Here is a 13,732-nt window from a genome sequence, read left to right on the forward strand (position 1 = left end):
CTACTTTTGAAATTTCTTGATGCTTCCTGCTATCGGATGATCTTCAAGATGAAATCCGGTCATTTCATATACTTGACTCGCTTCTTGGAACTCCAATTTTCTCAAGATGGTTTCACTCTTCAATTGGGATAGAATTTTCCCTTCATTCACAGGGACAAATACATGATAAGGTATCATGTGATTCTTTACGATTTCTTCTATCTTAATCAGTAGCTTCCCTCTGTCCTCTTCGTTCCAGGCACTAATGAGGATGGTGTCTGATTCGCTGTCGGGAACAAATTCGGGATCCATTTCATCCCGCTTGTTGTATACTGTCAGCTGCTGCAGTCCATCCATTTCCAAATCCTTCAATAAGGATTGCACTGTCTTTTCGTGTTGACTGTAGTCAGGATTTGAACTATCCACAACATGAAGAAGGAGGTCTGCCTCTTTTACTTCTTCCAGTGTAGATCGAAATGCAGCAACCAGCGTGGTCGGTAAATCTTGAATGAACCCTACGGTATCTGTCAATAACGTGGAATATCCACTGGGCAAAGGCATTTTCCTCGTCATCGGATCCAAAGTAGCAAATAACTTATTTTCTTCATACGAATCAGCCATTGAAATCCGATTGAACAACGTGGATTTTCCAGCGTTTGTGTATCCAACGAGAGCAATCTGGAAAGCTTTGTTTCGCTTCCTTCTCCCGCGGTACCTTTTTCTATGATCAACTATGGTTTGTAATTGCTTTTTAATATCGTCAATCCTTTTATGGATGTGTCGACGATCACTTTCGAGCTTCGTTTCACCAGGCCCCCTGGTGCCTATCCCGCCGCCCAGCCTTGAGAGTGATGCCCCTTGACCGATGAGTCTCGGCAGCAAGTACTGAAGCTGGGCAAGTTCTACTTGTAATTTCCCTTCTCTTGAGCGGGCACGCTGTGCAAAAATGTCCAATATCAGTTGTGTACGGTCAATCACCCTGCCGTTTAATTCTTTTGATAAGTTCCGGATCTGACTGGGGGACAGTTCATCATTAAAGATGATGATGTCCGCTTCAAACTGCTCCTCCAACAGAACCAGTTCCTCCACTTTACCCTTTCCGATATAAGTACTTGGATGGATCCTGTCGCGTTTTTGAATAAGGGTGGTAGCAACTTTACCTTGAGCTGTTGCTGTCAGCTCCGCAAGTTCCGTTAAACTATATTGAAAACGCAGGTCATCATCGTCCAGTTGACATCCCACCAGAATGACTTTTTCTAGATTTTCATTCTTCAATAAACTACCTTCTTTCTATCCGTTTTATTCTATTTCCCATCATATCAAATCCGCATCGTAAACTCTATGTAAAAAGCAATGAAAAATGGTTGCAAATAAGCACATACGTGTTAAAATCAGTATGTTTGATTATGACATAACACTACTTCAAGATTCTACATAATGGCATGTAGCATATTGTAATAGGGTGAGGAGGAATGTGTATGACGTGGGAAGTACTAAGTATCATCGGTACCATTGCTTTTGCTATTTCAGGAGCTATCATTGCCATGGAAGAGGAATATGATATCCTCGGTGTATATATATTAGGAATTGTCACTGCATTTGGAGGAGGCGCCATCCGGAATTTACTGATCGGTGTACCCGTTTCCGCTTTATGGGAGCAGGGAATGTTGTTTCAGATTGCCCTTCTCTCCATTACAGCGGTCTTTCTGTTCCCCAATAATCTTTTGAAACATTGGAGGAAGTGGGGGAATTTCTTTGACGCCATCGGTCTATCGGCTTTTGCCATTCAGGGGGCGTTATATGCTTCCGAAATGAACCACCCCATCAGTGCGATCATCGTAGCTGCCGTTTTAACCGGTAGTGGTGGTGGAATTATCCGTGACCTTCTGGCTGGCCGGAAACCTTTAGTCCTACGGTCGGAAATTTATGCAGTGTGGGCAGTTTTGTGTGGAGCGGCGATCGGACTTGGTATAGTCAATTCAGCGTTAGAGTTATACTCCCTTTTCGTCATTACGACCGCTTTACGGGTACTCTCCTACCTATATAAATGGAGGTTGCCAAATAGAAGTTTACGGGCTCATGTTTAATGATAAAAATGCATTCACAAGTGAATGCATTTTTTTGTTTTTCGTTTTACTAAGTATGGTGATCGGAAGCCGTTTTAGTAAAGACCAGGTCATTGCTGCGGATGGTCAGGAGATCATCGCGATCGTAACAATTCTCCATCAACAGCCTCATCGCTTGAGATCTTATCGATTTTTCAAGTACATTCCGAACATACCTTCCATTAGAAAATGCCATTGGAGATAATGTGTTTTTCGCCGCACTCAAATGTTCACGGATCTTTCTTTCGGCGTCATGGCTCAATAAGTACTGCTTTTCATCCAGCATCCTTTTGCCGATTTCCATCAGCTGATCTACAGAATAATCAGGGAAATGAAACACAAGGGGAAATCGTGATTGCAATCCTGGATTCAAGGTTAGGAAGTGCTCCATTTCCCTTGAATACCCTGCCAGGATCAAGATAAAGTCATGCTGCCTATCTTCCATATGTTTCACAAGGGTATCGATGGCCTCTTTTCCAAAATCCTTTTCTCCACCTCTGCCCAGTGAATACGCCTCATCAATGAAGAGGATCCCTCCCAGTGCCTTTTTCACTAAATCCCTAGTTTTCTGAGCCGTATGACCAATATATTCACCGACCAGGTCAGCCCTCTCTGCCTCGATTAAGTGTCCTTTCGAAAGCACGTTCATCTTTAAGAACAGTTTTCCGATGATTCTTGCAACCGTCGTTTTACCAGTACCGGGATTCCCTTTAAACATCATATGAAGAGCTTGCTTTCCTGCCTTTAGCCCCATGGCTTCCCGCTTTTTATTCACATATATCCATGCATAAATTTCTTTCACCATTTTTTTCATTTCTTCCATTCCGACAAGAGAGCTAAGTTCTTCTTCAATTTCTTTTAACGCTACATGCTCTTGAGGAAGGGACTGAGGAGCCGAATCTACTGCTTCCCGTATTGAACTTCTTTTTTGTGAATTCAATACTATACTGATTTGACCGTTATTTTTCATTCTCATTGGTTGATCCAAAGATTTCACCTCACCATTCTAAAGACAATATACGCATCTAAGATATTAGGGTGATAAATGCATGTCGTTTTACCATATTTTTTTCGACAAATAAAAAGAATCCTGTCTATTCCTGCGCTTTCCCGAGAAATAAATAGAATTACGCTGTGAATGCATTTTTAATTTCGGACTCACATATTTTAAGGAATACAGTTTGATACTCTCCAAAAGCCCCTTGGCGATTACACTCGCAGTGTCCATTTTTGTTTTGGGGAGATTTAGGGTGATGAAGATTAGAGCCTCTCTATTATCCTATTCACTTACCGTACATTTCATTAATTATTCTTGAATTCATCCCATCGGATCCCATATAAAAAGCTGCCACAAAGGGCAGCTTTCTCATGAACATTAATTTTGCTCTTCAAAATTTATTTGAACATTTCGCTGAGGGGCGAATGTTGAAATGGCATGTTTAAACACCAGTTGCTGTTTACCTTCTGTTTCAAAAAGGACGGTAAAATTATCAAACCCCTTTACCTGACCGCGAATCTGGAAGCCATTTAAAAGGAATACCGTTACGAGTGAACCGTCTTTTCGCAATTGATTTAGGAATTGATCTTGGATATTAATAGATTGTTTCATGGTTAGTCCTCCTCTTCTATCTCTACATTACTTATTCGACTCTAATTGAAGCTTTCCTGCAATAAATTCTGAAATGTCCTCAATATTTTTGCTGTACAAACTTTCTTCTGTCATATCGTACCAGGCAACATCCATTTTATTTCGGAACCAGGTAAGCTGACGCTTGGCGTATCTTCTGGAGTTTTGCTTAAGGTTTTCTATGGCTGTCTCCAGGGTGACGGAACCTTCGAAATAGTCATAAAGTTCTTTATACCCTATCGCCTGTACAGATTGAACGTCTCTAAGGCCACCATCATATAACGCTTTCACTTCTTCTAAAAGTCCTTCTTGTATCATCAGGTCAACCCGAAGATTGATTCTCTCATACAGTTTTTCCCGATCCATGGTTAAACCAATTAACGCCACATCATACTGAAGCTCGTGAGTTTGGGAACTTTGATACTCACTCATCGTCTTACCGGTACAATGGAAAATCTCCAATGCACGGATCACACGCCTCGTATTGTTAGGATGAATGTTACCGGCTGAAACCGGGTCCACCTTAACCAGCTTATGATGAAGCCAATCAGCTCCTCGCATTTCAAACTCCGCTTCTAACTTTGCCCGAAAATGTTCATCGCCTGGTGTTTCAGTGAATTGATAATCATATAGTACTGCCTGGATGTAAAGGCCCGTCCCCCCCACAATCAAAGGGATTTTCCCACATGAATGAATATCGGATATTTTCTTTCTTACAAGATTTTGAAACTCCGCCACTGAAAAAGATTCCTCAGGGTTTTTTATATCGATCAAGTGGTGGGGTACGCCTTCCATCTCTTCTTCCCTGATTTTTGCAGTGCCGATGTCCATCCTCTTATAGATTTGCATGGAGTCCCCACTAATGACTTCTCCATCGAATCGTTTTGCAAGGCTTATGCTTGTACTGGTTTTCCCTACAGCAGTCGGACCAATAAGGACAATCACTTTCTCTTTATTCATTCTTGTCATACATTCACTGCTTTCTATGTAACTGTTTCTTTACATATTATCGTACCATAATAATAGAAGGTTTAAAATCACATCTTGTCAGTATGTCCATTTCTACCGGTCTTATTCAAAAAAAACAGTTTGCTATGAAGTGAATCTACCCGTTTCTTTCCATAATAAAACGTTCTGATTGTAACGAGTATAATAAAACTGCTTAAAGGGAATTCCCTTTAAGCAGTTTAGATTTGTTAAGGTTTTAGTATCAATTGATCTCCTTTTGAGCCTGCAAGTGAGGTTTTGTGATAATCTCCATTTACCCAGGCATCAATTTGATCTTGATACCATTCACTTTTGTAATGGCCCGCCTGTCCCGGGCCGACAATATGATAGCCGTTCTCCATATCGGAAGTATCGATCATAAATCTCCATGAAGCACCGTGATTCACGATCCCTTCCTCATTATAACTTGCAGCCTCCACCGTTACCCTGCTTCCTCCGACAGGTACAGGCTCTCTTTCGTTCAAGAACTTCTTTAAGATGGGCGAAGCACTTGATAATGGATGCTCAAAATACACTCTATGATACATTCCCCACTCCCAATCATCCATGGAAGACCCATACGCTTCCTCAAGCTCACTCAGTGCACTGGCAAGAGACTTCGCCAAAAATGTCCCGTATCCTTCTTGATCTGTAAACCACTCAGACTCCTCCCCTTTGTGAGCTTTTCGGATGAGTTCATCGACAACACTTTGACGCCCTTCAAAGAGCTTCATCATATCATCCGGTACGTCCTTTTCAAAAAGTCCCGTTGATATCTCATTCATCCACTGATGAAAAATCAGTGGGGCCGCTAAGTTTTTATCATCAAGATAGTTCCATGAGTTCAGGATTTCAATGGCTTTTTTTTGCTCATCGGTCAATGACCCGGTCTTCAAATCCTCGGTAAGGATTGGTACAAACTCACGCGCATGTAAATTCTTCTGATCCATTTGCAATGCTTTCATATCAGCAATCGTAAGATCACTTTTCCCTTCTAAGTATTCTGAAATTCTCATATATCGATACGGTTGTGCCCAGTGATGACTGATATGGTAAGGATAATCATCATCTACTACTTTATTATTCGCAGTAGCCACAAAGCCTGATTCTGGATTGATCACCTTCGGAAGTTCGTCAAAGGGAATGAATCCCTGCCAATCATAATCAGGATCCCATCCCGGAACAGGCAATAGCCCATCCCCTTTCTTCCTGATAGGAATCTTTCCATTTGCCTTGTATGCAATCGTGCCATCTTTAGAAGCAAATACGAAATTCTGGGTAGGAACATGAAAGTCCTCCAGGGCTTCTTCGAATTCATCCCAATTCTTCGCCTTATTGATATTGATGATGGCAGAGAGCTCAAGACTCGGATCCAATGCGGTCCATCTCATGGCCATCACTTCTTTGGCTTCATCTTGATGAGCAAATTCCGAAATCACCGGACCATGTCTCGTAATTGTGACTTTATAAGGTATGGTCTCACCATCCTTTACCTTAATCGGTTCTTGTACGATGGTTGCCTTTTCCCAATTCCCGTCATACAAAAACAGATTGGGGTCTTCCTCGCTACGTTTTTCAATATACAAGTCCTGTACATCGGGACCCGTGTTGGTGACCCCCCATGCAATTTGTTCATTATGACCCAGGATAATCCCGGGAATTCCGGCAAAGATCACTCCACTTACATTGACTTCAGGTGACTCGAGCTGCATTTGATACCATATGGAAGGTGTCCCCAGTGATAGATGTGGGTCATCTGCCAGTAACGGTTTTCCGCTTTTCGTCTTCTCTCCACTGACAACCCAGTTATTGCTTCCGTTAAATTCCGGCGGTATGACTGCTGCAGCGAATGATTGCTTGAAATCAATCTGTGGCTCTCCTATATCTGATAGAATGGTAGGCGCATCTTTCGGATAGGTCGGGAACAGGTCATAAGCCTTTTCCTTCGACAGATTATCCAACGCCCAATACCTGAAAGCCTGGCCCTGCCAATGCCCCCCAAGGTCGAATGCCATGTATTTCCCGATGGTCAAAGAGTCAATCGGTGTCCATTTCTCAGGTTTGTAACCTAATAGAGTGAATTCAATAGGAAGCCTTCCCCCGTCTTTCGCTTCTTCCATATACGCATTGACTCCCTCGGCATACCACTCCAGAAGCTGCTTTGCTTCATCCGGATAGGCGGTAAAAGAAACCTCCGCTGCCCTCCTTAAACCAAATGTACGGAAGAACTTGTCCCTATCCACCGCCTTCTCCCCAACAACTTCACTCAATCTTCCCGATGCCTGGCGCCTGCTTAGATCCATTTGGAACAAACGATCCTGCGCTTGAACATATCCTTGTGCCATATAGAGATCTTTTTCATTTTGAGCCTGAATATGAGGCACGCCATCTTGGTCTCTTATGATCGTTACTTCCTTTGATAACCCCTTCAGTGTAATGGTGCCGGATGTCACGGGAAGAGATCTGTCAATATAATAATTTGCAAAGATCAATAGTCCGAGCAGGATAAACAATATACTTCCTGCGGTCCAAAGCGTTATCTTCAGACGTTTATTCTTTTTCTGATGCTGAAGCTCAATGCCTCCATCCATTCTACTATCCCCCAGTTTATATATAGAATTTTCTGAAAAATAATTATATCTTTACTATTAGCCTTTTAGGTGAGAAATCCTGCTCTCTAAAGGAGAATTTTCATATTGGAGGAATCAACATCATAAAAAAAAGCATTCGATTGAATAGGGATCAATTAAATGCTTATTTTCTCTTATCTTATTTTAGCAATGATTCCATTATGAACTTTAATATATCCGTGTTGTAAAATATCCACCCCATTTTCGTATAAGTATAGACCCATTTGTTCGACGGTCATCAATTCCCTGTACGTGTGGTTCATCACATCCGCCATCACTTCGTAGTAGATTTTGGATTTAAGTTGAGCCCTTGGTGTGGTCAGGACCATGTATCCATTTGGCTTCAAGAATTTCCGATGCCACTCTATCACTTCCGACTTATAATCATCGGGAAAATGTTCTAAGAGCCCAACACTCAAAACGATGTCAAACTCCCTTCCAAACGATACATCCCTGATATCCGCGACGATGTATGTTGTCTTAAAGTCACCTTTATAATACGTTTTGAATCCACCTGTCGAGGGATTTGGCCCGAGGAACGGGTACGTTTCCGGAAATTCCCGATACCGGGTCTCACGACAAAACGAATCATAATCGACCATCACGATTTCACTGCCGGGATAGAGGGCTGAGAGCTGCATGGCTTCATATCCTTCCGCTGCCCCTAAAAATAATATTTTCGGCTTAACGACATCAAGTCCGCCGAATAAGGCTCTCTTCCCCCTGGGATCCCACACACCATCCTGAATTCTGTGGACATAATTCCAGAGATGAAGCCTGAGATGATCCCCTAATGCTTCCGTGGATTTATTTACATTCAATTTCAGGGCATTCCTGACGATGCGACTTCTGCTTTCTTTCGTTTCTGCAGGCACATCTTTCACAAACCATTCGTGGAAAGAGCGATTAAACATTTCCCAAGACGTATGGACGGGTAGTGATTTTCCTTTTTCTTTTTCCCAATCCTTTTTTTCTTTAGCAAAGGACGTCACCTCATAAGGCCTTCCAACGTCCTTCCAAGTTAATGTGGACCAATCCCTGACCCCCTTCAACTTTACAAATTTATTATATTCCTTTTCAGAAAACTGCCTTTTATCCACTCGATAAGATGCCGTTAAATATGTTTCTTCCTGAACAGATTCATTGTTTAGAGACGTTTCAACTTCAATCATCCTACTTCCCCCCTCTTCAAAAGAGCGCTTACATCCTTTCTATATACATTAAAGAAAAGAATTGAAAATCCTCTTTTAGCATGAATTTTTTCTAGTTACCATAATGTTATTATCGTAAATATTTACAGGAACTTCTCTTCGTTTATTCCTAAGAGGATTATGGGTAGAAGGGAGTTAGGAGGTGAGGGTCATGTCTTTTGATTATGATCTTGATTTTGATTCTATTGATTTTCGTAAACATCCTGAAAAATACCGTGTAGGCCGCGGGGAACAAGGCGTTTTACTTGTAGAGCCCTATAAAAGCGAAATCCTTCCAGAATGGCGTTTTAAAACACCCCAAATAGCAGAAGAATCCTCAAATACCATTTATCGCATGTTTCTTCAATATAAGGAGGAAAATGATTTTGTGGGAATGGATATGGCAAGGAAATTCCTTCAGATGGGCTATACGAGGGCCAGAAGGTACGCCAATTATCCTGGAGGAAAAAAATATGATAAGGATGGGGATATCAAAGATCGAAAGATAGATGAACAGAAAGCTGAATCAGCCGCCATTTTTGAAGAGAAATGGAAATTGGCAAGGGAAGATGAAGACTATCTGAAAAGGAAAAAGGAACATCAGAACAAATATGGTTGAATGGGGATGAACCTTGTAAAGGCTCATCCCCATTCATTCCATTACATAATCCGTTTAAACATTTTCTCCATTTCATAAGTGGAATAATGAATGATAATCGGTCGACCGTGAGGACAGGTGAATGGATCGCTGGTTCTTCTTAATTCATCCAGCAGCGCCTGCATATCCTCATTCCTCAAATGATGATTTGCTTTGATCGATCCTTTGCAACTCATCATGATGGCTGCTTCTTCCCTGAGCTTTTTAATATCGACCTTGTTCATCTTGATGATCTGCTCAATCATGTCTTCGATGGTTTCCTGCTCTTCCCCTTTAGGAAACCACTGTGGATGGGCACGTACGATGAAACTGTTGTATCCGAAATCCTCAAGGAAAACCCCTACTTCTTCAAGGAGAGAACGAGATTCATTGATCTTTATATACTCGTCCGTGGAGAATTCAAGTGTAAGGGGAACAAGGAGTTCCTGAAGCTCTTTCGCGACCTGCCCCACTTTCTCTTTATAAAATTCATACTTTATCCGTTCCTGAGCTGCATGCTGATCGATGATATAAAGACCACGTTCATTTTGGGCGAATATATACGTGCCATGCATTTGCCCGACAGGATAGAGAGTGGGAACCCGGGGTGTTTCCTCATTCTCGTCGATTTCCTGTATAGGTTGTTCCCAGGCTTCTTCCTCCTCGATAGGGTATCCCTGAAAAGATTCTTCATTAGAATCGATGCTTGCATCCTTCTCAATGACAGGTGGTTGCCGCTCGTACAGCTTCACCATCTCTTCTTTAGGCAGCAGCGGCTCCCGAACGGAGTCGCTGTTCCCATATCTACCTTCTTGTCTCTTAGCCGAGTGATCGAGATTCATGTATGTCTGCTCCGACTTCGGCTGAGCCAGTTTAGGTGAAAGGGATCCTGTTGGAATCAGTTCCTTTCCTTTAAACACCCTCTTGATCCCTTCCGTCACCAACGCATTGAGCTCTGCTTCCTTACTGATGCGGACCTCCATTTTCGATGGATGCACGTTCACATCCACCAGGATCGGATCCATCTCGATACTAAGGAGCACGATGGGATGACGACCGATGGGGAGAAGGGTGTGATATCCTTCCCCGATCGCTTTCGCCAGTGCATAGTTCTTGATGAATCTACCGTTGATCATCGTCGAGATGTAATTCCTTGATGCCCGGGTCACTTCAGGAAGGGATATGAATCCTTTTACTTTAAAATCAAGGGACTCCACTTCGATCGGTACCATTTTCTTTGCTATCCCGACTCCATATATCGCGGCAAGAACCTGCCGGACATCCCCATTGCCATTCGTCTGCAAAAGCGATTTGCCGTTATGGAGAAGCCTGATCGAGACAAAGGGATGGGCGAGGGCGATCCGGTTCACTACATCCGTTATATTTCCAAGCTCCGTATGAATGGTTTTCATGTATTTTAATCGTGCAGGTGTATTGAAGAAAAGGTGTGAAACTGTGATATCCGTTCCTTTTCTGGAAGACGTACTTTCGATCGAATGTACTTCTCCACCTTGGAGTTCGATACTCGTACCGGGACCTCCACCCGTACTGGTTTTTAAATAAAAATGAGAGACAGAAGCGATACTCGGAAGAGCTTCTCCCCTGAATCCCAATGTCCGGATCCGGAATAGGTCATTTTCATCTTTGATCTTACTCGTTGCATGCCGCTTAAAGGCTGTTTGGACATCTTCCTTCTCAATTCCGTCGCCATTATCGATGATGCGTATGGATTGTAAACCGGCTTCCTCGATATGGATTTCGATGACGGTCCCACCTGCATCGATGCTATTTTCAAGGAGTTCCTTCACCACAGAAGCCGGTCGTTCCACCACTTCCCCTGCTGCGATTTTATTAGAAAGGGAATCATCAAGCTGAAATATTTTCACCACAGTTCCACCTCCTTATTGCTTTAACTTTTTTTGGATCCCGTATAGCGTATTCATAGCATCCAATGGCGTCATTTCAAGGATATCCAATTTTTTCAATTCCTCTATGCATTTCTTTTCTTTGGAATTCAGCTTTTCTTTCTTTTCCGATTTCTCAGCTCCAAAAAAGGATAGCTGGGCCAAATCTTCTTCACTTGTTTCCCGCTTTTCTACAAACGACTCCCTTGAAGCCGCTACTTCATTGGAAGATGAAGGTTCTTCCTTCCGTTCAAGCTCAAGAAGAATTTCATTCGCTCTTTGAATGAGGGCTTGTGGCAGTTCAGCAAGTTCAGCAACATGTATTCCATAACTTTTGTCTGCCGCACCCTCTTTGATTTTATGAAGAAAAACAAGTTTGCCATTTTGCTCCATCGCACTTACATGAACGTTTTTCACTTTTGCCAACTCTTCTTCAAGAACCGTTAGTTCATGGTAGTGAGTGGAGAACAAGGTTTTGGCCCCAATATGTTCATGGATGTATTCAATGATTGCTTGTGCCAGTGCCATCCCGTCATAAGTGGATGTGCCCCGTCCTATTTCATCGAACAGAATCAGACTTTGCTGAGTCGCGTGGATGATGGCATTCTTTGCCTCAAGCATTTCTACCATGAATGTACTCTGACCGGAAATCAAATCATCTGCAGCTCCAATGCGGGTGAATACCTGATCAAAGACAGGAAGATTTGCCTCGCTTGCAGGGACATAACACCCGATCTGGGCCAGGATGCTCGTTAGGGCCACTTGTCTCATATAGGTGCTTTTACCCGACATATTGGGTCCGGTGATAAGAAAGACTTCCCTCTCCTCGTCCATATAACAATCATTCGGAACGTACTCCTGGGCACCCATCACCTTTTCGACAACGGGATGCCGTCCATCCTTCAACATGATTCTTCTTTCGTCATTGAAGACAGGGCGTGAGTAATGACGTTTCTCGCTGACTGTAGCAAAGCACTGCAGAACGTCCAGTTCACTCACGAGTTTTGCCAGTTTTTGCAGGCGGGGAATAAATTCCTTTACCTTTTCACGTATTCCAAGGAACAATTCATATTCTAAATCCACACTCTTTTCATCAGCCTGGAGGATGAGTGATTCTTTCTCTTTCAATTCCGGGGTAATGAACCGCTCCGCATTTGTTAACGTCTGCTTCCGTTCATAGCGTCCCTCTTCCAGGTGCTGCAGATTCGCTCTCGTTACTTCGATGTAGTATCCAAATACCCGGTTAAATCCTACTTTAAGTGACCTGATGCCAGTCCTTTCCCTTTCATCCCGTTCAAGCTTCGCAATCCAGGATTTCCCGTTTTTACTTGCATCACGATATTGATCCAGTTCTTCATGATACCCATCCTGAATCAAACTTCCTTCTTTTATAGACAGGGGAGGATTTTCGATCAATGCCTTTTCGAGAAGGTTCGTCAACTCTTCACAAGGGTCGAGCCTTGCGACAAGCTCATCGGTTGCATCATTTTCCAGCGATTGGATCAATTGCTTTAACACTGGGATCTGTTGCAGGGATTTTTTCAACTGGATCAAATCACGTCCGTTTACATTTCCGAAGGCGACGCGGCCGGCCAGTCTCTCGAGATCATACACTTCTTTAAGTCGTTCTCTCAGATCCTGCCTTTCAAAGAACCGTTCCAATAACACCTCCACCACTGTCTGACGCCTTTCGATTTCCTGTTTATTTATGAGGGGTCGATCGATCCATTGTTTTAAGAGCCGGGCACCCATCGCTGTCATCGTTTCATCCAACAGCCAAAGAAGTGACCCTTTCTTTCCTTTGGAACGGATGGTTTCTGTCAGCTCCAGGTTCCGCTTCGAATAATAATCCATTTTCATAAACTGGTGAAGCTGATACGTTTCCACGATTTGCAGGTGATCCAAACTCCTTTTCTGTGTTCGGAATAAATAATGGAACAGGAGCGAAGAAGCTTGAATGAGTTTCCCTTGCTTCAGCGGTTCCACCAGATGAGTGAAAGCTTGTCCTTGATTCGAGTCCTGCTCATACGATAACGTAACATCGGTTCTTTCTTTGATCCTTCCCTGAATTTCATCAGAAAGATCAGGATGGATAACCACTTCTTTTGCTCCAATGGTGGCTAATTCATTCATCAACGCCTGCAGTCCTTCTGAAACGACCGTCACCTTGGTTTCACCTGTTGTAAGGTCACTATAGGCAAGTCCATACGTATCATCATCAAAAGCGGTTACGGAAGCAATATAGTTATTCTCCTTGTCATTCAGACCTTTACCATCCATCACAGTCCCTGGTGTTATGAGCTGGACGACTTCCCTCTTCACGACCCCCTTGGCTTGCTTTGGATCTTCGGTCTGTTCACATATCGCTACTTTGAATCCTTTATCGATAAGCTGCTCTATGTAATTAGGAGCAGAATGATAGGGTACACCGCACATGGGGATTCGTTCCTTTCCACCCCCATCACGGCTTGTTAAGGTTATTTCAAGTTCCTGCGATGCTTTGACGGCATCATCAAAAAACATTTCATAAAAATCGCCTAAACGAAAAAATAAAAAGGCATCCTGGTATTCTGCCTTTACTTGTAAGTATTGTTTTATCATTGGAGTATATTGTGTCATGGTTTCATTCAAACCTTTCCAAGTAAATCTGCTATTCTCGACTATTCATTATAT

General features: G+C 42.8%; 10 protein-coding genes. 2 read left to right on the forward strand and 8 right to left on the reverse strand.

The annotated features are described in order from the left end of the window. Positions 1-1,254, reverse strand: a complete 1,254-nt coding sequence (hflX, locus tag ATG71_RS16825; protein WP_098440667.1) for a GTPase HflX — start codon at positions 1,252-1,254, stop codon at positions 1-3. A gap of 203 nt (positions 1,255-1,457) precedes the next feature. On the opposite strand from hflX, the gene ATG71_RS16830 reads away from it, so the two are divergent. Further along, on the forward strand, positions 1,458-2,066 hold the full coding sequence (locus ATG71_RS16830; protein WP_098440668.1) for a trimeric intracellular cation channel family protein: 609 nt from the start codon (positions 1,458-1,460) through the stop codon (positions 2,064-2,066). Between the two features lie 49 nt (positions 2,067-2,115). On the opposite strand, the gene spoVK is transcribed toward ATG71_RS16830, so the two are convergent. From spoVK to ATG71_RS16855, 5 genes are all read right to left on the reverse strand, one after another. Beyond that, entirely contained in the window at positions 2,116-3,072 is a 957-nt protein-coding gene (gene spoVK / locus ATG71_RS16835; RefSeq protein WP_098440669.1) for a stage V sporulation protein K, read from the reverse strand. 387 nt (positions 3,073-3,459) lie between these two features. Continuing rightward, a complete protein-coding gene (gene hfq, locus ATG71_RS16840; protein WP_098440670.1) occupies positions 3,460-3,693 on the reverse strand; it encodes an RNA chaperone Hfq in 234 nt (77 codons plus the stop codon). A gap of 27 nt (positions 3,694-3,720) precedes the next feature. After that, positions 3,721-4,680: a tRNA (adenosine(37)-N6)-dimethylallyltransferase MiaA gene (gene miaA / locus ATG71_RS16845; protein WP_098440671.1), complete on the reverse strand. Its 960-nt coding sequence runs from the start codon at positions 4,678-4,680 to the stop codon at positions 3,721-3,723. 227 nt (positions 4,681-4,907) lie between these two features. Next, positions 4,908-7,277 (reverse strand): penicillin acylase family protein, encoded by a 2,370-nt coding sequence (locus tag ATG71_RS16850; protein WP_142953521.1) that lies wholly within the window; start codon positions 7,275-7,277, stop codon positions 4,908-4,910. A gap of 185 nt (positions 7,278-7,462) precedes the next feature. Beyond that, positions 7,463-8,500, reverse strand: a complete 1,038-nt coding sequence (locus tag ATG71_RS16855; protein ID WP_098440673.1) for a class I SAM-dependent methyltransferase — start codon at positions 8,498-8,500, stop codon at positions 7,463-7,465. 190 nt (positions 8,501-8,690) lie between these two features. Here ATG71_RS16855 and ATG71_RS16860 point away from each other — a divergent pair, with 190 nt between their 5' ends. Beyond that, entirely contained in the window at positions 8,691-9,137 is a 447-nt protein-coding gene (locus ATG71_RS16860; protein ID WP_098440674.1) for a DUF4385 domain-containing protein, read from the forward strand. Positions 9,138-9,178: 41 nt separating this feature from the next. Here ATG71_RS16860 and mutL read toward each other — a convergent pair whose 3' ends face one another. Together mutL and mutS are read right to left on the reverse strand one after the other, a co-directional pair. Beyond that, a complete protein-coding gene (gene mutL / locus ATG71_RS16865) occupies positions 9,179-11,044 on the reverse strand; it encodes a DNA mismatch repair endonuclease MutL (RefSeq protein ID WP_098440675.1) in 1,866 nt (621 codons plus the stop codon). Positions 11,045-11,056: 12 nt separating this feature from the next. Next, a complete protein-coding gene (gene mutS / locus ATG71_RS16870; protein WP_098440676.1) occupies positions 11,057-13,678 on the reverse strand; it encodes a DNA mismatch repair protein MutS in 2,622 nt (873 codons plus the stop codon). Between the last annotated feature and the right edge of the window lie 54 nt (positions 13,679-13,732).

Source organism: Bacillus sp. es.034, from assembly GCF_002563655.1.
GTDB lineage: Bacteria > Bacillota > Bacilli > Bacillales > Bacillaceae_B > Rossellomorea.

What these genes read in the sequence shown, in the direction of transcription:
- ATG71_RS16830 (WP_098440668.1), top strand. Translation starts at nt 1,458, where the DNA reads ATGACGTGGGAAGTACTAAGTATCATCGGTACCATTGCTTTTGCTATT.
- hfq (WP_098440670.1), bottom strand. Translation starts at nt 3,693, where the DNA reads ATGAAACAATCTATTAATATCCAAGATCAATTCCTAAATCAATTGCGA.
- miaA (WP_098440671.1), bottom strand. Translation starts at nt 4,680, where the DNA reads ATGACAAGAATGAATAAAGAGAAAGTGATTGTCCTTATTGGTCCGACT.
- ATG71_RS16855 (WP_098440673.1), bottom strand. Translation starts at nt 8,500, where the DNA reads ATGATTGAAGTTGAAACGTCTCTAAACAATGAATCTGTTCAGGAAGAA.
- ATG71_RS16860 (WP_098440674.1), top strand. Translation starts at nt 8,691, where the DNA reads ATGTCTTTTGATTATGATCTTGATTTTGATTCTATTGATTTTCGTAAA.
- mutS (WP_098440676.1), bottom strand. Translation starts at nt 13,678, where the DNA reads ATGACACAATATACTCCAATGATAAAACAATACTTACAAGTAAAGGCA.